The organism is Dactylosporangium sp. NPDC051484, assembly GCF_040689395.1.
GTDB lineage: Bacteria > Actinomycetota > Actinomycetes > Mycobacteriales > Micromonosporaceae > Dactylosporangium.
This window is the reverse complement of the sequence record NZ_JBFAZX010000045.1, coordinates 1-21,925: the sequence shown is the minus strand read 5'-3', so window position 1 is coordinate 21,925 and position 21,925 is coordinate 1. Positions and strand designations below refer to the sequence as shown.

The following is a 21,925-nucleotide window of genomic DNA, read 5'->3' as shown; positions in this document are numbered from 1 at the left end:
TGTACAAGGCATTCCACCCGATCCTGGGCCACTGCGACACCCGGAGCGGCGCGCCGTCGCGAGGCCCGGCCGGGCGCCGGCTCACGGCCGCGACGACCGTCAGAAGTGTCGCGAATACGACAAGTGCCGTTCGACCCAAGACAACCGTAAGCGCCATTTGAACGTTTCGACCGGCGGCCCGGAGCCATCCCACGGAAAAGGCCCCGCCGGGCGGTGGGGCCTTTTCTCGGCGCCGGATCTACAGACGGCCTTCCTTGACCGCCTCGGTCACCCACGGGATGACCTCGTCGAGCATCTCGTCCAGCGACGTGGTCGCCTCGAAGCCGAGCACCTCGCGCGCCTTGGCGCAGTCGGGCACGCGCTTCTGCACGTCGTACTCATACGGATCGTCGGACACCACGCGCAGCGGCACGTCCGGGCCCTTGATCTTGCGCCAGATGACCTCGGCGAGCTCGGTGACCGTGGTCGACTCGGCGGTGGAGATGTTGAAGTCCTCGTTGTGTGCCCGCTCGGACTCCATCGCGACGACGATGCCCTTGGCCAGGTCGCCACCATACGTGTAGTGGCGCACCTGCTCGCCGGAGCCGAGGATGTGCAGCGGGTCCTGCCCCTTGACGATCTTCTGCACCAGGTCGGGCACGACGTGCGACATGGCCAGCTTGACGTTGCCGGAGAGCACCTCGACCTCGCCGAGCGCCCGGCCCTCGCCGACGCCGACGCAGTTGAACGGGCGCACGATCGTGTACGGCAGCCGATACTGGTCCCAGGCGGCCTTCGCGAAGTACTCCACGGCCAGCTTCTGGAACCCGTAGGACGACAGCGGCGGCGGGACGACGCGCTCGTCGCCCTCCTTCGACGGCCAGTGCGTCGTCGACTCGAAGACCATGGACGAGGACAGGTACGTCATCTTCTTCAGCGTGCCGGCCTGGTGCGCCTTGATCGCCGCGTCGCAGGAGGAGGCCATGATCCGCTCGTTGGTGGCGAGCAGGTCGTAGGCGTACGCGTGGAAGTACGAGATGCCGCCGATGAGCGCCGCACCGGCGATGAAGTGCTCGCAGCCCTCCAGCAGCTCGGTGACCAGGTCCACGTCGCGGGCGTCGCCCTCGACGAAGCGGTAGTCCGGGTGGGAGTCGTAGCTGCGGGTGACCGGACCGTACTTCGAGTAGTTGTCCAGGCCGACGACCTGGTAGCCGCGGGACAGCAGCTCCTCGACGACATATCCACCGATGAAGCCGGCCGATCCGGTGACCAGGACCTTTGCCACAAACACTCCTTAACTTCGAGTTGCGGATGAGCTCTCGCGGGCGGCCTGCGCGTCGTGGCGGGCCGCGGACGAGGCCGGACGCTTCGCCAACTGTTCCATGCTCAGTCTGCGGCCGAACGCGAATCGGTACCACTTGAGGTAACTCGGCATAAAACGGCCCACGTCGAAGCGCGACTCCCCGAGCTGCCGGTCGAGCCAGATCGTCGGGATCTCCGCCACGGGCAGCCCCAGCCGGGTGGCCTTCGCGGTCAGCTCGATGCCGATCTCGAAGCCGGTCTTCGACTCGATGCCGACCTCGCGCACGAACTGCGTCGAATACGCCTTGAAGCTGTTCGTCGCGTCCCGGGTGCCGACCCGGGCGAACCAGTGCAGCGTGCGGCCGGCGGTGCGGGACAGGAACCGCTTGAACCGGGGTCCGCCCACCTGCTGACCGCCGGGCATGTACCGCGACGCGGCGGCGACGACGACACCCCGGTCCACGAGCCGCGCCAGGTCCTCGATCTGGCGCGGGTCGTCCGAGCCGTCGGCCATGGTGACCACCGCGACCGGCGCCCGGGCCACGTCGATGCCGAAGCGGATCGCGTTGGCCGGGCCGCGGCCGTAGGTGTTGAGCACCGGACGGACCCGCGGGTCACGAGCCTGCACCTGCAGGGTGTGCGGCACTGTCGTGTCCTCGGGCATGTCGTGCACCACGAGGATCTCGGCCGGCATCATCACCTCGCGGAGGATGCGCTCGAGGCAGCGGACGATCGCTTCGCCCTCGTTGTAGACCGGGATGACCACAGAGATCTGTGGTGCCAAACTCATATACGCACGCCCTTGTTCGTCACGCCCCACATGTCCGCAACGGGGATCTCGGTCTCCAGGTCACGGTACTGCGGGTGGGGAGCGGCGATGATGAGCAGGTCGGCGCGGGTGAGGACCTCGTCGAGCGGCACGAAACGGTCGTCCTTGACATACGGGTCGGTGCAGAGCGTCTCCTTCGCCCGCAGCATGACGACCTTGCGCAGCTTGTAGGCCAGCGACTCGCGGATGTCGTCGCTGCCGCCCTTGAACGCCATGCCGAGGATGCCGACCGTCATCTCCGACAGGTCGAAGCGCTCCTGCAGCTTCGACACGACGTAGAGCGGCAGGCCCTCGTTGATGAGCATGGCGCTGTGGCCGAGGACGAAGTTGTTGTTGTTGAACGCCGCGAGCTGCATGGTGTCCTTGAGCAGGCACGGCCCGGCGGCGAAGCCGGCGCCCGGCATGTCGGACGCGCGCGGATACTGGAACCGGATCGCGTGCCGGATCCGCTCGAAGTCCAGGCCGAAGTCGTTGGACATCATCCAGAACTGGTTGGCCGCGGCGAACTTGATGTATCGCCAGGTGTTGGTGAACAGCTTGGCGAGCTCCGCCTCCTCCGGCTCCAGGATCACGATCTGGCCGGCCAGGTTGCGGAAGAGCTTCTCGGCCCGCTCGGTGGCCTCCGGGGTGCGGGCGGCGACGATCTGCGGCAGCTCGAACAGCTCGGTCATCGCCTTGCCCTCGGCGATGCGCTCCGGGCAGAACGCCACGTCCGCGTTCACCCCGAGCTTCTTGATGAGCTTCTCGGTGAGCGCGGTCACCCCCGGGTGAACCGTGCTGCGCAGCACGATGAGCTGGCCGTCACGCAGGTATTCGGCGCAGCGCTCGATCGCCTTCGGCACGGCCGCGATGTTCGGGTTGAGGTGCTCGTCGACCGGGGTGCCCACGATCACGATCAGGTGCTCGGCCGTGGCGACCGTGGCCGGGTCGGTGCTGGCCTTGAGCCGGCCCTCGGCGACGGCGCTCGCGAGCGGCGCCGCGGCGCCCTCCTCGTCGAACGGCAGCCGCCCGCTGTTGACCACGGCGACGGCGGCCTCGTTGATGTCGTACAGGGTCACCTGCAGGCCGCGGGAGGCCAGGGCGATGCCGAGCGGAAGCCCCACCCGGCCGCAACCACCAATCACCACGACGTCCGTGGTGAATCCCGCCGATGCACTGACGTCTGACACGCGCTGCCCCTTCAGGAAGATCGTGGTCGATACCGGCGCTTCGCGCGGGCCGAGCCTCATGCAACGCCGCGAGCTGCGCGGAAAGTTCGGCTCAGCGCCGTGACGGTACCATCTCCGGCGAATCCGGACCGGACCATGCGTGAGCCGGAGAGTCCGATATCGGATGCACGTGACGGCGGCCACACAGTTCCTAGCCTGGCGCGCGCTTCGCGCGGGCGCTGCCGGGGGGTTCCCACCCCGGAGCCCCCCATGCCCGCTCCGCGGCCACTTTTGCCTCCGCTGCGCGCCATCGCGTCCTGGGCACTGCCACCAGCCTGGCGCGCGCTCCGCGCGGGCGCAGCCGGGGGGTTCCCACCCCGGAGCCCCCCATGCCCGCTCCGCGGCCACTTTTGCCTCCGCTGCGCGCCATCGCGTCCTGGGCACTGTCACCAGCCTGGCACGCGCTCCGCGCGGGCGCAGCCGGGGGTCCGCCATGCCCGCTTCGCGGCCACTTCCGCGAACGCGCACAGGGGACGCCAGGCGGATTCCTCGCCTGGCGCCCCCTGTGCGCAGCGGTGGCGTTACGCGCCGCGCAGCACCGCGCCGAGACGGGAGGCCGCGGCCGCCACCGCCGCGTCGCGGGCGGCGAGCGCCTCCTCACCGGTGAGTGTGCGGTCCGGCGCCCGGAACGTGAGCTTGTACGCCAGGGACTTGCGCCCCTCGCCGAGCTGCGCCCCGGAGTACACGTCGAACAGCCGCACCGACTCCAGCAGCGGCCCGGCGCCCTCGGCCAGCGCCGCCTCGACCTCGCCGGCCGGGGTGGCCGCGTCGACCACGAGCGCCACGTCGATCAGGGCGGTCGGGAAGCTCGACAGCCGCGGCGCGATCGACACGCCCGGGATCGGCAGCGCGTCCAGGTCCAGCTCCATCGCCACGGTGCGGCGGGGCAGGTCCAGGTCGGCGCAGACCGCCGGGTGCAGCTCACCGGCGTGCCCGACGACGGTGTCGCCGACGAGCAGCGCCGCGCAGCGGCCCGGGTGCCACGGCGCCTGCGCCGCGGCGCGGACCGTCAGCTCGACGCCGGCGGCCGCGGCGACGCTCCGGGCGGCCTCGACCGCGTCGGCCCAGTCGGCCGGGCGCCCGCCGCCCCACCAGCCCGCCGGCTCTGCGTCGCCGGCGATGACGGCGGCCACGTGCCACGGCTGGCGCGGCAGCAGCTCGTCGACCGCGGCGAGCTCCTCGGCGCTCGGCGGCCCGTCGGCTCCGGCGGCCGGCGCGACCCCCAGCGGCCCGTTGGGCAGGAAGACCAGCCCGATCTCGAACAGCGCCAGGTCGCGCAGTCCCCGGCCGAGGTTGCGGCGAAGCGTCGCGAGCAGCGGCGGCAGCAGCGTGGTGCGCAGCGCCGGCTCCTCGTCGGACAGCGGGTTGCGCAGCAGCACCGTGTCGCGGCGGGGATCGCCGGCCGGGATGCGCAGCGCGTCGAGCGTGTGCGTGCCCACGAACGGGTAGCACAGCGTCTCGACGTAGCCGGCGTCGGCGAGCGCCCGCCCGACGGTGCGCCGGCGGCGCTGGGTCGCGGTGAGGCCCCGGCCGGGCGGCGCGATCGGCAGCACGCTGGGGATCCGGTCGTACCCGTCGAGGCGCAGCACCTCCTCGGCGAGGTCGGCCGGGTCGTTGAGGTCGTGCCGCCAGCTCGGCGGGGTGACGGTGAGCAGGTCGCCGTCGGCCACCACCTGCGTGCCGATCATCGCGAGGATCTCGAGGACGCGCTCCTGCGAGTACTCGACGCCGGCCAGCTCCGACGGGCGTGCCACGGACATCGTGATCGGCGCCGGCGGCACCACCGAGGAGACGTCGGTGACGCCGGTGGACACGGTGCCGCCGCCGTACTCGGCCAGCAGCGCCGCCGCCCGCGCACAGGCCACCGCGGTGATCTGCGGGTCGACGCCGCGCTCGTAGCGCTTGCCGGCCTCGCTGGGCAGCTTGTGCCGGCGGATCGTGCGGGCCACCGAGCGCGGGTCCCAGTGCGCGGCCTCGAACAGCACGTCGACCGTCGCCGGGGACACCTCCGTGGTGCTGCCACCCATGACCGCGGCGAGCGAGACCACGCCGGTGTCGTCGGCGATGATGATGTCCTCCGGGTCGAGCGCCCGGGCGACGCCGTCCAGCGTCGTGAGCTTCTCGCCGGCCTGCGCGCGGCGCACCACCAGCGGGCCGGTGAGCCGTTCGAGGTCCCAGGCGTGCATCGGCTGGCCCATCTCGATCATCACGTAGTTGGTGATGTCGACCGGCAGCGAGATCGAGCGGACGCCGGCCGTGGCCAGCCGCTGGCGGATCCACTGCGGGCTGGGCGCGGCCGGGTCGACGCCGCGCACGGCGACGGCGGTGAACCGGTCGCACGCGACGGAGTCGAGCACCTCGATCGGGTACGCCGGTGCGCCGTCACCCTCCAGCGGGACGACCGCCGCGACCGGGTCGCGGTAGGCGCCGCCGAGGGAGTGCGACAGCTCGCGGGCGATGCCGCGGACCGAGAAGCAGTACCCGCGGTCCGGGGTGACGTTGACCTCGACCACGACGTCGTCCAGCCCGACCAGCGGGCGGGCCTCGTCGCCGGGCTTCGCCGTCTCCGGATTGTCCGGGCCGCAGGGCAGCACGATGATGCCGTCGTGGTCGTCGCTCACCCCGAGCTCCTGGCCCGAGCAGATCATGCCGTTGGAGACGCGGCCGTAGGTCTTGCGCGCCGAGATCGCGAAGTCGCCGGGCAGCACGGCGCCGGGCAGCGCCACCACGACCAGGTCGCCCTCGGCGAAGTTGCGGGCGCCGCAGACGATGCCCTGGGGCTGGGCGCCGCCGACGTCGACGAGGCAGTACCGGATGGGCTTCTTCAGCCCCTGCAGCTCCTCGATCGACTCGACCCGCCCGACGACGAGCGGCCCGGACACGGTGGCACCCGCGTCGATCAGCTCCTCGACCTCCAGGCCGACCTTGACGAGGGCCTTCTCCAGCCCGTCGGCGTCGAGGCCGGCCGGCAGGTCGACGTGCTCACGCAGCCAGGAAAGCGAAACGCGCACCTCAGGCCTCCCATCCGAACGCCCGCGCGTACCGCACGTCGCCCTCCACCATGTCGCGCATGTCGGCCGCCTCGTTACGGAACATCAGCGCCCGCTCGATGCCCATGCCGAACGCGAAGCCGGAGTACTCCTCCGGGTCGATCCCGCACGCGCGCAGCACCCGCGGGTTGACCATGCCGCAGCCGCCCCACTCGACCCAGCGCGGGCCGTCGCGGTGCTGCGGGAACCACAGGTCGATCTCGGCTCCCGGCTCGACGAACGGGAAGTACGACGGCCGGAGCCGGGTCTTCGCCTGCGGCCCGAACATGCCCTTGACGAAGTTGTCCAGCGTGCCCTTGAGGTGGCCCATCGTGATGCCCTTGTCCACGACCAGGCCCTCGACCTGGTGGAAGACGGGGGTGTGGGTCGCGTCGAGCTCGTCGGTGCGATACACCCGGCCGGGGCAGACGATGTAGATGGGCGGCTTGCGGGTCGTCATCGTGCGCGCCTGCACCGGCGAGGTGTGGGTGCGCAGCACGACGCGCGAGTCCTCGTCGCGGGCAGGCGCACCGGCGCCCCCGGCGGCGACGAAGAACGTGTCCATCATCGAGCGCGCCGGGTGGGCGGGGTGCATGTTGAGGGCGTCGAAGTTGTACCACTCCCACTCGACCTCGGGCCCCTCGGCGACCTCGTAGCCCATGCTCACGAACAGGTCACCGACCCGATCCATGATCTTGGTCAGCGGGTGCTGGGCGCCCACCGGCCGGCGGCCGGTCGGGAGCGTGACGTCCACCGCCTCCTCGACGAGCACCCGCTCCTCACGCTCGGCGGTGAGCACCGCCAGGCGGGCGTCGTAGGCGCCTTGGATCGCGACGCGGGCAAGGTTGACGCGCTTGCCGGCGTCGGCCTTGGCGGCCGGGGGCAGCGAGCCGATCTCGCGGCGGGCCAGGGACACCGGGGCGCGGTCGCCGAGGTGCTGGTGCTTCAGCGCGGCGAGCGCGTCGAGGTCGCCGGCGCCGGAGAACGCCTTGTCGGCCGCGGCGACCGCGTCGTCGAGCGCGCTCTGGTCGAGCAGCGCGGCCTGCTTCGGATCGTAAGGATCATTGCGGTACGTCATCGGACTCTTCCCACGGGAGATTGGCCTCGGACAGTGTAGTGAGGTCCGCCCGCCGGTCGTGGGAAGGTGTCAGGAGGGGTGAGGTCCCGTCCGCCCACCGTCACCGGCGGGCTGGATAAACAGGTTCACAGCTGCCTCCTCAGTGCCTTCGCAGAAGTGTACAGGCAGACGGCCGCGGCTGCCGCCAAGTTCAGGCTCTCGGCTCCCCCGTAGAGCGGCACCCGCACCCGCCGGTCGGCCTCGAGCTCCTTCGGCAGGCCGTGCGCCTCGGAGCCGAACAGCCAGGCGGTCGGCCGGTCGAGGGTGGCGAGGTCGAACAGGTCGGTCTCGCCGTAGCCGTCGGCGGCGAGCACCTGGACGCCGGCCGCACGCAACGCGGCGACGGTGGCCGCGGCGTCGCGGGCGCGGACCACGTCGACGTGGAACAGGCTGCCGGCGGAGGACCGCACGGCCTTGCCGTTGTACGGGTCGACGGAATCGCCGGCGAAGACGACGGCGGTGGCGCCGGCCGCGTCGGCGGTGCGCAGCACGGTGCCGGCATTGCCGGGGTCACGGATGTCGACGCAGACGGCGAGCAGACGCGGGCCGCGATCGAGGGCGGCTGCGAGCGGGACGTCGCGCTGCTCGCAGACGGCGACGAGGCCCTGCGGCTGCACAGTATCGGCGAGCGCCTGCATGGCGGCGTCATCGACGAGGGAGGCGCCGGCGGTCAGCTCCGGATAGCGGGCCACCGCGTCGGCGGTGGCGAAGACCTCGGCGACGGCGCCGGTCCGCAGCGCCTCCCGGACGGCCTGCGGGCCCTCGGCCAGGAAGCGACCGGTCTCGTCGCGGTCGCGGCGGCGGTGCAGGCGCCGAGCGGCCACGACCCGGGGTGTCCGAACGGTGAACACCCCGGGTCGCGACTGCTGTGCGTGCGGATCAGGCTGCGGCAACGGCCGACTTCGCCACCTGAACCAGGCCACTGAACGCCTTCGCGTCGCTGACCGCGAGCTCGGCGAGGATCTTGCGGTCCACCTCGACGCCGGCGAGGCGCAGGCCCTGGATGAGGCGGTTGTACGTCAGGCCGTTCGCGCGGGCCGCGGCGTTGATGCGGGTGATCCACAGCTGGCGGAAGTCACCCTTGCGGTCGCGACGGTCGCGGTAGGCGTACTGCATCGAGTGCAGCACCTGCTCCTTGGCCTTGCGGTACAGGCGCGAGCGCTGCCCGCGGTAACCGCTGGCGGTCTCCAGGACGGTGCGGCGCTTCTTCTGGGCATTCACTGCCCGCTTCACGCGTGCCACGGTTCGTTACTCCTCATGCGAGACCGGCCCGGGGCCTGGGCCGGTCGAAAAGTCAAGGAAGGTCGGGGGGAGAGCGCCGCTGGTTATCGGCCGAGGAGCTTGTTGACCTTGCGGGTCTCCGACTGGCCGAGCTCGACGTTGCCGCTCAGGCGCCGGGTCCGGCGGCTGGGCTTGACCTCGAGCAGGTGCCGCTTGCCCGCCGGCTCGCTGAGGATCTTGCCGCGACCGGTGATCTTCACGCGCTTCTTCATCCCGGAGTGCGGTTTGAACTTCGGCATGCTTGTGCTGCCCTTCATTCATCGGGTGCGCCGGCACCCTGTCGTCACGTGGCGTCAGGGTGCCGTTGCGTTCCGGCGCGCAGCCGGGAACTCCGCGTTGTGCGGGTCCCGCCCGCACGACGCGGTGGTTGATATGACGATGCTGTGCGTGCCTTGTCGGCGGCGCCGCCCCAGCGTGGTTACGCCTGGTCGGCGGTGACGACCTCGGGCAGCTCGGCGACCGATTCGCCCTCCGAGCCCGTGCCGCCGTCCGCCTTCTCGCGGCTTTGCGTCGCCGCGGCCTTCACGTTGCGGTGAGGTGCCAAGACCATGATCATGTTGCGGCCGTCCTGCTTGGGCGCGGCCTCGACGAAGCCCAGCTCCGAGATCTCCTCCGAGAGCTTGCGCAGCAGCCGGAAACCAAGCTCCGGGCGGCTCTGCTCGCGGCCACGGAACATGATCGTTACCTTGACCTTGTCGCCCGCCTTCAGGAACCGCACCACGTGACCCTTCTTGGTCTCGTAGTCGTGCGGATCGATCTTCGGGCGGAGCTTCATCTCCTTGATGACGGTCTGCTGCTGGTTACGCCGGGCTTCCCGGGCCTTGAGCGCGCTCTCGTACTTGAACTTGCCGAAGTCCATGAGCTTGCAGACGGGCGGGCGTGCCATGGGCGCAACTTCGACCAGGTCCAGGTCCACGTCGGCGGCCAGCTGGAGTGCGCGCTCGAGCGGGACGATGCCCACCTGCTCACCCTCCGGGCCGACCAGCCGGACCTCACGTGCCCGGATCTGCTCGTTGACGCGTGGCTCGACGCTGATGTGGCCTCCTCGATAGGTGTTTCAACTCATGTGGTCAACGCATCCCGCGTGTCCGGCATTTCCGGCCCCGCCCGCCAGCACCCAGCCCCTTCAGGCCGACGCTGCGGCAATGCCAAAAACCCCCGCCGCGCGTGCGCAGGCGAGGGCCGTTTCGACCCATCCACACGAGGCGGACCGGCCGGACCGGACCCGGCCGCCTACAAGCTGCACGGGTGGGGACCTCAGCGGTCCCGCTTCGAACACCCCGTTTTGGGGACGGGATGCGGTCGACGCGACTACTCTACCACGGCCGGCGTCCGGCTCGCGGTGTGCAGGGCGCGCAGCCCACGGGCGGCCCGCACGGCGTAGTCCTTGTCGGCGATCTGCACCGCCATGACCGCGACCCGATCGTCGTCATGCAGCTCGAGGGTGAGCCACGGGGCACCGCGGCCGAAGGTGACCGCCCGCACCGCGTCCCAGGGCAGGTCGTAGGTGCCGATGATGTTGCGCACCCGCACCCCGTGCTCGTCGGCCACGGCCCGCGGCCGGGTCATCAGCAGGATGCCGGCTGCGGCGCACAGGCCCAGGCCGATCATCGCCGCCTGGTCACCGCGCTGGAAGAACCCGGGCCCGTCACCCGTCTTGCCGTGCAGCCCCGTCGCGATCAGCGTGAAGACCACGACGACGACGAGCGCGAGGACATAGGCGATGATCCGGGCCCGCTGGGGCCGTGCGGTGACCGAAGAAGGCGTGCTCACGGCCCCAGTCTGCCACTACAGCCGGCAGGCGTGGATCCCGGTCACCAGGATGGCGCGGGCGCCCACCTCGTAGAGCTCGTCCATGATCCGGTGCACGTCGGCCTGCGGTACCATCGCCTGGACCGCCACCCAGCCCTCGCGGTGCAGCGGCGAGATGGTGGGCGACTCGATGCCGGGGGTCAGCGCGACCGCGGCGTCGAGCGAGTCGGCCCGCACGTCGTAGGCGAGCATGACGTACTGCCGGGCGACGAGGACGCCCTGCAGGCGGCGCAGCAGCTGCGGTACACCCGCGGGAAGTTCCTCGCCGGCCCGGCGGATCAGGACCGCCGAGGACTTGAGGATGGGATCGCCGACCGTGTCCAGCCCGGCCTGCCGGAGGGTCTTGCCGGTCTCGACCACGTCGGCGATGACGTCGGCGACGCCGAGGCGGATCGCGTTCTCCACGGCGCCATCGAGCCGGATGACCTCGGCGCGCACGCCGTGCTCGGCGAAGTAGCGCTGCATGACGCCCGGGTAGGCGGTGGCCACGCGCAGCCCCTCGAGGTCGGCGGGGCTCGTGCCCTTCACCGAGCCGGGCACGGCGGCGAACCGGATGGTGGCCCTGCCGAAGTTGAGGTCGAGCACCTCGGCGGCCGGGCTGCCCGCGTCGATGAGCAGGTCGCGGCCGGTGATGCCGAGATCGAGGTCGCCGGAGCCGACGTAGGTGGCGATGTCACGCGGACGCAGGTAGAAGAACTCGACGCCGTTGGGCTCGTCCCGGTAGAGCAGGTCCTTGGGGTCGGAGCGCTGGCGGTAGCCGGCTTCCTGCAGCATCTGGGCGGCGGGCACGGAGAGGGTGCCCTTGTTGGGCACGGCGATGCGAAGCATTTGGTTGTCTCCAGACGGGTGGCGGGGGTTTCGGGGAAGGACGGGACCGAACTACAGATGTCGGTAGACGTCTTCCAGCGAAAGCCCGGTCGCCAGCATCAGGCACTGCACCTGGTACAGCAGCTGCGAGAGCTCCTCCGCGGTGCGCTGCGGCCCCTCGTGCTCGGCCGCCATCCAGCTCTCGGCGGCCTCCTCGACGACCTTCTTGCCGATGAAATGCACGCCTTTCTCCAGCGCCGCCACGGTGCCGGATCCGGGTGCGCCCGCTGCCGCCTTAACACTCAACTCGGCGAACAGCTCCTCGAAGGTCTTCACGGGCTCGAATTCTCGCAGGTCTGCGACCCGAAACGGAATCCGGTTACTGACAGGCGTGTCGCGCCTCACCCGAGCAGCCGGTGTACCGGCCGGAGGCGCGTCAGCGGGCACACACGCCTCCCCCACCGTCGCATGCCGCTACCGCGCCCTACCCAGGCGCCGGACATCACACGCGGACGACGCGCGAGTGCCGCCCGCATGCGCGGCGAACACGCCGACGCCCTCCTCGACGAGCCCGCCGACCTACCCGCACCGACCGGTGCACCGATCGCCACCGCCCGCACCCACCCGGACCGGGAGGAGGTCCGCGACCTGCCGCACCGGTTCTACCGCCGCTACGCCGACGCTGACCTCCCCGAGCTGGAACGCCTGGCCACAACCGTCGAGACGTGGCGGCTGGAAATCCTGGCATTCCCGCACTCCGGCATCACCAACCGGGTCATCAAGACCATCGCCCGCGAAGCCTGCGGCTTCCGCAACCCCATCAACCAGCGACGACGAACCCGAACCGCCACCACCCGCAAAGCCCGCGGGCATCTCGGCCCCCGCGAATTTCGAAGAGCGCCCATGGTGCGGCGGGCGACAACTGTCTGGCCCGCGGCGATCATCACGTCCCGGCCGGCACGAGGCAGTATGGGTCGACGGTCGACTCGATGCCAAAGCCAGCCGGCCAGACCGCCTTGAAGCCGGTCGTCTCGATGACCCAGTACGGGTGGTCCGGGCCAGGCTCCACGTCCACGATGCCAGGCACGGTGTGCGCGGCCGACAGGTCGACGAGCGCCTTCGCCGGCCCGTCCGGCCGCTAGTGCGCCACCACCACAGCGCTCGAAGCTGTACGGCTGATGCGGCGCCAGCACCAGGCCTTGACCAGCGAGGCGAGCGAATACGTGTCTCCTGGCCGCGCCTTCGCGTCGGCGGAGAGCGTGGCACCTGACACCGGCTGCAGCGCCGCCGAGCGATCCGGCCCGGATCGAGCCTCCCGGCACGGAACCCTTCGGAGCGTGGGTAGCCGCTACTCGCACATCCGGCCCAGTCTTCGAGTCGACAAAACACGGTCCGACGATCCCGATTCGCCACGAGCACATCCCCGCGGCGTGATCGCACAGTGGTCCACCGGGGCGAGCCCGGACCTCGACAACCCGCCCGCCGACCATGAGACCGCCTATTTGCTACTCAGAGCGGTACACGCTGTCGACGTGTGCGTTGCGCGGGCCGTCGCCATTGTCGAGACATTCGGGAAATCGGCACCGGCGGTCCATGGGGACAGCGGCTGCTTGTTCCCGCCTTTCGGGGAATTCGGTAGAGCTTCCGTCCGGCCGTGCACGGCATTGTCGAAAGGCGGCCGTGATGCACCGGGCGCCGTATATTGCCGCGAACCATTCGATGCGTTGCTGGACCGGCGGACCGGCGCAGTTGTGGCGTGGATGCGCGGCGACGCTTCGGGACGGGATGGGGCTGCCCGGCGCCGTCGGCTTGGCACGGGGCGGGATCGCAGTCGTTTGCCGCGGTGCTGCTCGCGGGACGTCGCGCCTGGTCATGCCGTGCCTGGTCATGCCGTGTGACCGTGGGAGGCGGCGGAGGTGGCACCGGCCCCTGTACCGGCCCCTGCATCTGGCCGTCCCGCTGGTCGCTGACCGCTGGCGGGGTGTCACCGCGCACGCGACGCAGCTTCTCGGCATGCCGTCTGGCCAGGCCCCATTCCCGATGCCGGGCATGCTCCCGGCGGAACTGCTCATTCGCCGGACAATAACGACGTGACCTCGTCCGGTCACGCATGGCGGCCAATTCCGTCCTGGAAAATAATTGCAGCTGCCCCATGCATGCCATTATCCCGGAACCCGACCGGAACCGCCGCCCCGAAGGGCATTCCAAAATGTCAAATGGTGCACGCTCACGCCGCTGATAATGAGCCATTGCGAGTAACGACGGGCGACGCTGGGTAGTCGCTCGCGCTACCGCGCTGGTGACACGCCGAACCCGATGCGGTGTAACGAAAAAAGCGCAGCACCCCGGTTTGAAGGTGGTCCTCTCACAGATCAACTTCATAGGGTGCTGCGTCGACGATGCGTGTCACATGCACCTCGGTCCTGCCGGTACGCGACGAGACGGTGGACTTCCTGACCTCGCTGCTGAGCGCGGAGCGGGTGCGGCGGGGTACCCGCGCCGGCACGCGGGCGTTGACCTGCCACGACCAGGCGGTTCCGGTCCTGCGCTGGCTCCTGGACGGCACCCGGGGCCCGGGACAACGCGATCGGCCGGTCCACCGGCTACGCCTACCCGCACGAAGGCATCGACGTCCTCGCAGCCCGGTCACCCAGCCCGCACGGTGCGCTGCCGGCGGCCAAGACGGCCGGCTACAGCCACGTCACCATCGACGGCACACTGATCGAAACGGACCGGTGCCGCACACCAGGGCCCACGCCCGGGGTGGATCCGTGGTGGTCGGGCAAACACGCCAACCACGGCGGCAACGTCCAGGTCATCACCGTGCCGGACGGCTGGCCGATCTGGACCTCCAAGGTGCGACCGGGCCGTGAGCACGACACCACCACGGCGGTGCGCACCCATCCCGAGATCCTGCCCGCCCTCACCGCGATTGGCGCGGACCTGCGCACGCTCGGCGACCTCGGCTACGAAGGCGAAGCCGACACCATCACCGTGGCATTCAAGACACCCAAGAACGGCCGGCTCACCCTCGCGCAACAGCAGCTCAACCAGGCCCACAACGGCGTGCGAGCCATCACCGAACGCGGCAACGCACTGTATCGGCGAGGTCGAAGTAGGCGTTGTGCCGGACGGATTCAATGTGCCAACGCCTGGATGGGGGCTTTGCTGCCCTTGCCAGCGATCTGGCCGGCCGCCGGGCGACGGTGCTCTCGGCGTAGCCCAGCGGCCAAACGCGGGCGGTGAGCAGGTCGCGGGAGTCGTAGCCGGCATCCAGGTGCATGGTGATGACGTCGGGTAGTGGGCCGAAGCCGATCCTGCGCGAGATCGCCGGCGAGATCCCGGCGACCGTCGCGCACGTGCACGTGCTCGGCGGCCGGACGCTCGGGCCCATGGTCATGCCATGAGGCCGGTTCAACGGTACGAAAGGATGGCCCGACGGGTCCCGGCGGAGAGCCGGGTCCTGGCGCTCAGCGTGGCCGTCCACCGGGCTGACCGTCCGCTATGGACCTTCCGGGTGGGCGAGGGGGTCGATCACCAAGACCTTCACCGCCGTGCTCGTCATGCGGTGCCGCGACGACGACCAGATCGCCCGGCACCTGCCCGTCAAGGCACACGGCGCGCCCATCGGTTTGCCGGTCTGATCGCATGGTTACCCTGCCGATCGTGGATACGGAGCCGAAGTACACCGACGAAGAGTGGGGCCTGCTCGTCGGCCTCCCGCAGTCCGTCCTGATCGCGGCGTCCCAGGCGGAACGCGACGGCAGCCGGCGCACCCGCGAGGAGTGGACGGCCGGCATGACCGCCATCGCGGACGGCCGCGGCTCGTCCAGCTCCCTGGTCACGTCCGTCGCATCGGAGGTGGTCTCCCGCCAGGGCGACGTCACCCATGGCGACGAGCCGCCGATCATCGAGTTCCCGGACCGCGACGCCGGCCTGGCCGACGTGATCTCCCGCGCCCGCGCCGCGCACGAACTCCTCGCCTCGAAGGCCGAGCCGGGCGACGCCGAGGCGTACCGCTACTGGGTCGTCACCGTGGCCGACCAGGTGGTCGGCGCCGCCCGCACGGGTGGCGTGCTGGGCCTGGGCGGCGAGCAGGTGACACAGGCGGAACGCACCTTCCGCGACGACCTGGCGAGCGCCCTCGAGATCTGAACTGTTCCTGCCTGACGGCGTCTTCGGCGCCCGGCCCGTCACGCCGCTCGGGGTGTGACGGGCCGCGCGACCGCGTTCAGGACTTGGCGATCACGCGCAGCGCGACTGCCGCGTCCAGCGCGGCCAGGGCCGCCCCGTAGCCCTTGTCCTCCGCGGAATCCTCGAACCCGGCCCGCGTCCGGGCCTGTTCGTAGTTGTCCACCGTCAGCACGCCGTGCGCCACCGGTGTCGACTCGTCCAGGGCCACCCGCGTGAGGCCGTCGGTCACGGACTGGCAGACGTACTCGAAGTGGGCCGTGTCCCCCCGGATCACCACGCCCAGGGCGACCACCGCGTCGAAGCGACGCGCCAGCGCCTGCGCCACGACCGACAGCTCGACCGCCCCGTCGACCCGGGCGACCGTGATGTGGTCGACGTTGGACGCCTCGCCGGCCTCGATCGCCCGGCTCAGCATGTGGTCGACCAGTTCGCCGTGCCACCGGGTGGCCACGATCCCCAGGCTCAGCCCCGTGCCGTCCACCCGTTGCAGGACGGGTGCCCCACTACCAGCCATTACGCAAGTCCCTCCGCGACCTCGTCGAGCTCGTCCAGCAGGTGCCCCATCCGGTCCCGCTTGGTGCGCAGGTAGCGCACGTTCTCCGGGTGCGGCCGGGTCGGCAGGGACACGCGGTGCAGCACCGACAGACCGTACCCCTCCAGGCCCGCCCGCTTCGCCGGGTTGTTCGTGAGCAGTCGCATCGATGTGATGCCGAGGTCGGCGAGGATCTGCGCGCCGACTCCGTAGTCGCGGGCGTCGGCGGGCAGGCCGAGGTCGAGGTTGGCGTCCACGGTGTCGCGGCCGAGGTCCTGCAGCTGGTACGCCTGCAGCTTGTGGATCAGGCCGATCCCCCGGCCCTCATGCCCGCGCATGTAGAGGACCACGCCGCGGCCCTCGGCGGCGACCATCTTCATGGACGCCTCCAGCTGGGGGCCGCAGTCGCAGCGCACCGAGCTGAACACGTCGCCGGTGAGGCACTCGGAGTGGACCCGCACGAGCACGTCCTCGCCGTCGTCGAGGTCGCCGTAGACGAGCGCGATGTGCTCGCCGTTGCCGAAGTGCTGGGTGTACCCGACCGCGCGGAACACCCCGTGCTCGGTCGGCAGCCGGGTCTCGGCCACTCGCTCGATCTGCTTCTCGTTGTGCCGGCGGTACGAGATGAGGTCGGCGATGCTGATCAGCGCCAGGTCGTGCTCGGCGGCGAACTTGCGCAGGTCCGGCAGGCGCATCATGGTGCCGTCGTCGTTGACCATCTCGCACAGCACGCCGGCCGGGCGCAGGCCGGCCAAGGTGGTCAGGTCGACGGCCGCCTCGGTGTGGCCGGCCCGGCGCAGCACGCCGCCCTCCTTGGCACGCAGCGGCACGATGTGCCCGGGGCGGGAGAGGTCGTGCGGCTGAGTGTCGGCCGAGGCGAGCAGCTTGATGGTGCGGGCGCGGTCGGCGGCGGAGATCCCGGTGGTACCGCCGAAGCGCGCGTCGACGGTCACCGCGTACGCGGTGCCGCGGCGGTCCTCGTTCGTGCGGTACATCGGCGGGAGGTCCAGGCGGTCGGCCTCGTCCTCGGTGATCGGCACGCAGATGTACCCGGAGGTGTAGCGCACCATGAACGCGACCAGCTCGGGGGTGGCGAACTCGGCCGCGAAGATCAGGTCGCCCTCGTTCTCGCGGTCCTCGTCGTCGACGACGAGGACGGGGCGGCCGGCGGCGATGTCCTTGACGGCCCGCTCGATCGAATCGAGACCGGCAACCGGGGCGCTCATGACTGCCGCGCCTTCCCGAGCAGCTTCTCCACGTACTTCGCCATGATGTCGACCTCCAGATTGACCCGCTCGGCAACGCCCTTGGCGCCGAGCGTCGTGAGTTTGAGCGTGGTCGGGATCAGCCCGACTGAGAACGTGTCGTCGGTGACGGCGGTGACGGTGAGCGAGATCCCGTCGACGGTGATGGAGCCCTTCTCCACCACATACCGGCCCAGCCCCTCCGGCAGCGAGAACGTGACCGTCTCCCACTGGTCGCCGGCCTCGCGGGACAGGACCGAGCCGACCCCGTCCACGTGGCCCTGCACGATGTGCCCGCCGAGGCGGGTGGCGACGGTCGCGGCCCGTTCGAGGTTGACGGCCGCCCCGGCGCGCAGCGATCCGAGCGTCGAGCGCTTGAGGGTCTCGCCCATCACGTCCGCGGTGAAGACGCCGTCGGCGTTGTCGACCACGGTCAGACAGACCCCGTTGACGGATATCGAGTCGCCGTGGGCGGCGTCGGAGGCGACGGTCGTGCCGCGGATCGCGAGCCGGGCTGAGTCGCCCAGCTCGTCGATCCCGACGACCATACCGAGCTCTTCGATGATGCCGGTGAACACTGCTCACGCACCTTTCACTGTTGCCGTCAGGCGCACGTCGGGCCCGATCCTGGCGAGGTCGACAACGTCTAGCGTCAATGCCGCGGCGATGCTGGAGATTCCCGCGAAGCCCAGCGCCGCGGGGCCGGCGCCGAGCAGCTTGGGCGCGAGGTATGCGACGACCCGGTCGACCAGCCCCGCGGCCAGGAACGCGCCCGCGAGCGTCGGGCCGCCCTCCAGCAGCGCGACGCGGACCCCGCGCGCGTACAGCTCGCGGAGCATGGCCGGCAGGTCGGCGCGCCCGTCCTCCCCCGGTGTCACGACCCAGGTCGGCGCCGAAAGATCAAAAACCCGCAAGCCGGATTCGGTACCGCGGGTGCCCGCGACGACCACGCGCAGCGGCTGGCGCTGCGCCGGCCCGCCCTCCGGCGAACGCACGGTGAGCTGCGGATCGTCGGCCAGCACGGTGCCGATCCCGGCGATGATCGCGTCGACGCCGGCCCTCAGCCGGTGCACGTCGGCCCGCGCGTCCGGCGAGGTGATCCACTTGCTGGTCCCGTCCGCGGCGGCGGAGCGACCGTCGAGCGTGGCCGCGAACTTCCAGATGACGTAAGGGGTGCCCCGGGAGACGGCGGTGAGCCAGCCCTCCATGGCGTCGTGGGCGAGCTCGTGCAGTACCGAACCCATGTCGACGACGACCCCGGCGGACCGCAACGTCTCGGCGCCGCCCGCGGCGACCGGGTTGGGGTCGCGGACGCCGGCCACGACGCGCGCCACCCCCGCGGCGACCAGGGCGTGCGAGCAGGGTCCGGTGCGGCCGGTGTGGTCGCAGGGCTCCAGCGTGACGTAGGCGGTGGCGCCGCGGGCCAGCTCGCCCGCCTGTCGCAGCGCCCCGACCTCGGCGTGCGGCCCGCCGGCCGGCGCGGTGCGCCCCTCGCCGACGATCCGGCCGTCCGGGGCCACGATGACGCAGCCGACGTTGGGGTTGGGGCTGGTCTCGCCGAGGCTCAGGCGCGCCAGCTCAATGGCGCGTCGCATGAACGTCTCGTCGTCTGCCATGGCCCTCTCCCGCGTGGTCCGTGATCACACGCGGGGGGATACCGGCGATCCCGGCGAAGATGCGCCGGGGTAGCGCGCAGCAGCCCACCGGCTCACCCGACTCGGGCGACACCGGATCCCGCGCGCTGAACTCCCATCCGGACTATGACCGTCGGCCCTGGATTCACACCAGATCCACCGGCCGATGGCTTCGACCGGGTCGCGGGCTTCCGGCCCGTGATGGGCCGGTTACCGCCGGTTCGGAATTTCACCGAGCCCCGCCAGCGCGTGGTGGGTACTTGTCATGAGTCTTACACAGAAATCGCGGTCCTTACCGGATCACACCCCGGGATATGCGTCACAACTCGACGGCGCTGCGCCGGTCGACCGCCACGTAGTTGCCGTTGTGCTTCTTGGCCACCTTCTTCATCTCGGTGGCGATGGCGATGATCTCGCGCGGGTCGGTGAAGTTGCCGCTCTCGGGCGTGCCGATGGCCACCCCGATCGACAGGGTCACCAGGTTGGGCTGCTGGACCTCGCCGGCGCGCGAGAGCACCTCGATGTAGCCGCGCTCGGCGTCGACCGGGTCGTACAGCGCGTCGGAGGCGGCCTGGAATTCCAGGATCGCCTTCGTCGTGAGCTCCTTGAGCTGCTCGGGCGCGCACACGATCAGGAAGTCGTCCCCGCCGATGTGCCCCAGGAACGCCGGCGGCAGCCCGACCTCGACCACGGCCCGGTGCAATGCTCGGGCGAGCGCGATGATGAACTCGTCGCCGCGCGCGAACCCGTAGACGTCGTTGACGGGCTTGAAGCGGTCGATGTCGACATGCGACACCGCGAAGTCGCTGCCGGCCCGCGCCCGGTCCGTGATCTCGCGCAGGATCCGGGTGTTGCCGGGCAGCCCCGTCAGCGGCGAGACCTCGCGGTTCTCCTGGTTGCGCCGCAGCGTGGAGCGCACCCGCGCCACCAGCTCCAGCGTGTCGAACGGCTTGACCAGGTAGTCGTCCGCCCCCGCCTGCAGCCCGATCACCTTGTCCGCGGTCTGCCCGCGCGCCGTCAGCAGGATCACCGGCATCGACGCGGTCATCGGGTCGGCGCGCAGCCGGCGGGTCAGCTCGAGCCCGTCGAGCTGCGGCATCATCCAGTCGACCACCGCCAGCGCCGGCTTGTACTCCTGGATCAGCGACAGCGCCGTGGCCCCGTCGTGCGCCAGCAGCACGTCGAAGCCCTCGAGTTCGAGGTTGAACTCGATGAACCGGGCGATGTCGACGTCGTCGTCGACCACGAGAATGACGTCGCGTTCGCCCACTGCCGTCCTGTCTGCTCGTTATGTGCTCTTCCACCGCTTTCGCGGCCTTGCTGTCCGCTTCGCTCGGGTTGTGCCTCGTGTCGCGGTGCGGTGGGCGCCGCTTCCGTCCATGAGGCGTTTCATCCGGATCCGCCACCTTTGAGCCGGATGAGTCGCTCTTGTCCGTGCCTAGCCGTGCCTAGCCATTCGTGGCGATGGCCCGCAGCTTGCGCACGGCCGCGGCAGGGTCCTGCGCTCCGTACACAGCGGTCCCGGCCACGAACGCGTCCGCCCCCGCCTCGGCACACGCCGCGATCGTATCTTCGGCCACTCCGCCGTCGACTTCAATGCGCAGCTCGAGGTGGCCGGCGTCGACGTGCCGCCGAGCGGTGCGCACCTTGTCGAGCATCTCGGGCAGGAACGCCTGCCCGCCGAAGCCCGCCTTGATCGTCATGATGAGTAGCAGGTCGAAGTGGGGCAGCAGCTCGAGGTATCCGTCGACGGGCGTGTCCCGGTCGATCGCCAGCCCCGCCCGGCTTCCCGCGGCCCGCAGATCCTTGGCGATCGCCACCGGATCGGTCGCGGCCTCGGCGTGGAAGGTGACGTTGTACGCCCCCGCCTCCGCGTAGGCGGGTGCCCACCGAGCCGGATCCGCGATCATGAGGTGACAGTCGAACGGCAGCGTGGTCGCCTTCCGCAGACTCTGCACCACGGGCAGCCCGATCGTGAGATTCGGGACGAAGTGGTAGTCCATGACATCCACGTGCAACCAGTCCGCGGCCTCCTCCACGGCCCGTGCCTCATCGGCGAGCCGAGCGAAGTCCGCAGCAAGAATCGAGGGCGCAATCACGTTGTCCGACACAGCGTGATGCTATCGAGCCCGCCCACCGCCCACGTCAGGTGCACGTCCCCCGGCCACCCGGCCGCCGCCTCAGCTCAAGCCGGGCGGGGGATGGACGGGGGATCTTGGGCGATGGGTGGAGCGGTTCGGTCGATGTCCGGCGAAGCGGCCGCCAAGGCTGCAAAATGGTCACCATGGATGTCGTCGAGGCGATCATCGCCGATCACGTGCGGTTCGAGCATCTGTTGCGGGTGTTGCGGGCGCGCGACGTGGATGCCGCGGCGGTGCGCCAGCGGCGGCTCGCCGGGCGGGCGGAGCTTGCGGACCTGCTCGTCGGGCATGCCGGCGCCGAGGAGTCCGAGGTGTATCCGAAGCTGCGGGAACTCGCCGGCGGCGGCAGGCACGTCGAGCACGGGGCGGACGAGCATGCCGACGGGCACCGCAAGCTGCTGGCGCTGCTCGACGTGGCGGACGTGCTGTCCGCCGAGTTCGACCGGGTGCTGGGCAAGCTCGCGAACTCGCTCGCCCACCACGTCGACGAGGAGGAGCGCACGCTGCTCAACGACGCCCGGCTGCAGCTGGACCCGGCGACCCGCGAGGCGCTCGGCACGGCCTGGACCGCCGAGCGGGACCGGCTCGTCGCGGCCCGCTGCGGCAGCCGTGCCGCCGTCGCGGCACTCATCCCCGACGCGCGCCCCCCGGCGCTTCCGCACCAGCGTGACCCGCTCACGCACAACTCGGACACGCTCAGCTGAGCAACGCACCAGGACCAAGCTTGTTGTTTAACCTTCGCGCTGCTTGCGAGCTTTGAGGGTCTTGTCTCGTTTGGTGGTCTTGCCGACGTCGTGGTGGGTGGCGCGTAGGCGG

At 70.8% G+C, this 21,925-nt stretch carries 21 protein-coding genes, 1 pseudogene and 1 riboswitch; of the genes and pseudogenes, 4 read left to right on the top strand and 18 right to left on the bottom strand.

Features of this window, described 5'->3' with window-relative positions; genetic code table 11:
* Positions 1–238: 238 nt before the first annotated feature.
* From AB0367_RS36285 to AB0367_RS36230, 12 genes are all read right to left on the bottom strand, one after another.
* Positions 239–1,264, bottom strand: coding sequence for an NAD(P)-dependent oxidoreductase (locus tag AB0367_RS36285; RefSeq protein ID WP_366231045.1), 1,026 nt, complete (start codon positions 1,262–1,264; stop codon positions 239–241).
* A gap of 9 nt (positions 1,265–1,273) precedes the next feature.
* The gene (locus AB0367_RS36280) at positions 1,274–2,071 is read right to left on the bottom strand and encodes a glycosyltransferase family 2 protein (RefSeq protein ID WP_366231044.1); all 798 of its coding nucleotides are present in this window, start codon (positions 2,069–2,071) and stop codon (positions 1,274–1,276) included.
* Positions 2,068–3,279 (bottom strand): nucleotide sugar dehydrogenase, encoded by a 1,212-nt coding sequence (locus tag AB0367_RS36275; protein ID WP_366231043.1) that lies wholly within the window; start codon positions 3,277–3,279, stop codon positions 2,068–2,070. The genes AB0367_RS36280 and AB0367_RS36275 overlap by 4 nt, the downstream gene beginning before the upstream one ends.
* Positions 3,280–3,839: 560 nt before the next feature.
* Positions 3,840–6,329 (bottom strand): phenylalanine--tRNA ligase subunit beta, encoded by a 2,490-nt coding sequence (gene pheT, locus AB0367_RS36270; RefSeq protein WP_366231042.1) that lies wholly within the window; start codon positions 6,327–6,329, stop codon positions 3,840–3,842.
* Position 6,330: 1 nt separating this feature from the next.
* Positions 6,331–7,425 (bottom strand): phenylalanine--tRNA ligase subunit alpha, encoded by a 1,095-nt coding sequence (gene pheS / locus AB0367_RS36265; RefSeq protein WP_366231041.1) that lies wholly within the window; start codon positions 7,423–7,425, stop codon positions 6,331–6,333.
* A gap of 125 nt (positions 7,426–7,550) precedes the next feature.
* The gene (locus AB0367_RS36260; protein WP_366231040.1) at positions 7,551–8,357 is read right to left on the bottom strand and encodes an RNA methyltransferase; all 807 of its coding nucleotides are present in this window, start codon (positions 8,355–8,357) and stop codon (positions 7,551–7,553) included.
* A complete protein-coding gene (rplT, locus tag AB0367_RS36255; protein WP_350550700.1) occupies positions 8,344–8,706 on the bottom strand; it encodes a 50S ribosomal protein L20 in 363 nt (120 codons plus the stop codon). The genes AB0367_RS36260 and rplT overlap by 14 nt, the downstream gene beginning before the upstream one ends.
* Before the next feature lie 83 nt (positions 8,707–8,789).
* Positions 8,790–8,984 (bottom strand): 50S ribosomal protein L35, encoded by a 195-nt coding sequence (gene rpmI, locus AB0367_RS36250; protein WP_366231039.1) that lies wholly within the window; start codon positions 8,982–8,984, stop codon positions 8,790–8,792.
* Between the two features lie 179 nt (positions 8,985–9,163).
* Complete coding sequence (infC, locus tag AB0367_RS36245) at positions 9,164–9,781, bottom strand: translation initiation factor IF-3 (protein ID WP_366231054.1); 618 nt, start codon at positions 9,779–9,781, stop codon at positions 9,164–9,166.
* A gap of 275 nt (positions 9,782–10,056) precedes the next feature.
* Entirely contained in the window at positions 10,057–10,518 is a 462-nt protein-coding gene (locus tag AB0367_RS36240) for a PH domain-containing protein (protein ID WP_366231038.1), read from the bottom strand.
* A gap of 15 nt (positions 10,519–10,533) precedes the next feature.
* On the bottom strand, positions 10,534–11,385 hold the full coding sequence (gene hisG / locus AB0367_RS36235; protein WP_366231037.1) for an ATP phosphoribosyltransferase: 852 nt from the start codon (positions 11,383–11,385) through the stop codon (positions 10,534–10,536).
* Positions 11,386–11,436: 51 nt separating this feature from the next.
* Positions 11,437–11,700: a phosphoribosyl-ATP diphosphatase gene (locus AB0367_RS36230; RefSeq protein WP_366231036.1), complete on the bottom strand. Its 264-nt coding sequence runs from the start codon at positions 11,698–11,700 to the stop codon at positions 11,437–11,439.
* 198 nt (positions 11,701–11,898) lie between these two features.
* Between AB0367_RS36230 and AB0367_RS36225 the strand changes: the two genes are divergently transcribed.
* From AB0367_RS36225 to AB0367_RS36215, 3 genes and pseudogenes are all read left to right on the top strand, one after another.
* A complete protein-coding gene (locus tag AB0367_RS36225) occupies positions 11,899–12,384 on the top strand; it encodes a transposase (RefSeq protein ID WP_366231035.1) in 486 nt (161 codons plus the stop codon).
* Positions 12,385–13,763: 1,379 nt separating this feature from the next.
* Positions 13,764–14,469 (top strand): annotated as a pseudogene (locus AB0367_RS36220) (transposase family protein); the annotation flags it as partial.
* Positions 14,470–15,030: 561 nt separating this feature from the next.
* Positions 15,031–15,519, top strand: a complete 489-nt coding sequence (locus AB0367_RS36215) for a hypothetical protein (RefSeq protein ID WP_366231034.1) — start codon at positions 15,031–15,033, stop codon at positions 15,517–15,519.
* Between the two features lie 76 nt (positions 15,520–15,595).
* Here AB0367_RS36215 and ribH read toward each other — a convergent pair whose 3' ends face one another.
* From ribH to rpe, 6 genes are all read right to left on the bottom strand, one after another.
* On the bottom strand, positions 15,596–16,072 hold the full coding sequence (gene ribH, locus AB0367_RS36210; protein ID WP_366231033.1) for a 6,7-dimethyl-8-ribityllumazine synthase: 477 nt from the start codon (positions 16,070–16,072) through the stop codon (positions 15,596–15,598).
* A complete protein-coding gene (locus AB0367_RS36205) occupies positions 16,072–17,316 on the bottom strand; it encodes a bifunctional 3,4-dihydroxy-2-butanone-4-phosphate synthase/GTP cyclohydrolase II (RefSeq protein WP_366231032.1) in 1,245 nt (414 codons plus the stop codon). The genes ribH and AB0367_RS36205 overlap by 1 nt, the downstream gene beginning before the upstream one ends.
* Complete coding sequence (locus AB0367_RS36200) at positions 17,313–17,912, bottom strand: riboflavin synthase (RefSeq protein WP_366231031.1); 600 nt, start codon at positions 17,910–17,912, stop codon at positions 17,313–17,315. Before AB0367_RS36200 ends, AB0367_RS36205 begins: the two co-directional genes overlap by 4 nt.
* Positions 17,913–17,915: 3 nt before the next feature.
* Positions 17,916–18,950: a bifunctional diaminohydroxyphosphoribosylaminopyrimidine deaminase/5-amino-6-(5-phosphoribosylamino)uracil reductase RibD gene (ribD, locus tag AB0367_RS36195; RefSeq protein ID WP_366231030.1), complete on the bottom strand. Its 1,035-nt coding sequence runs from the start codon at positions 18,948–18,950 to the stop codon at positions 17,916–17,918.
* A 120-nt stretch (positions 18,951–19,070) separates the two neighbouring features.
* Positions 19,071–19,219, bottom strand: a riboswitch (FMN riboswitch).
* A 68-nt stretch (positions 19,220–19,287) separates the two neighbouring features.
* A complete protein-coding gene (locus AB0367_RS36190; RefSeq protein WP_366231029.1) occupies positions 19,288–20,238 on the bottom strand; it encodes a response regulator in 951 nt (316 codons plus the stop codon).
* A gap of 178 nt (positions 20,239–20,416) precedes the next feature.
* The gene (gene rpe / locus AB0367_RS36185) at positions 20,417–21,079 is read right to left on the bottom strand and encodes a ribulose-phosphate 3-epimerase (protein ID WP_366231028.1); all 663 of its coding nucleotides are present in this window, start codon (positions 21,077–21,079) and stop codon (positions 20,417–20,419) included.
* A 173-nt stretch (positions 21,080–21,252) separates the two neighbouring features.
* On the opposite strand from rpe, the gene AB0367_RS36180 reads away from it, so the two are divergent.
* Positions 21,253–21,813, top strand: coding sequence for a hemerythrin domain-containing protein (locus AB0367_RS36180; protein WP_366231027.1), 561 nt, complete (start codon positions 21,253–21,255; stop codon positions 21,811–21,813).
* Positions 21,814–21,925 lie beyond the last annotated feature (112 nt).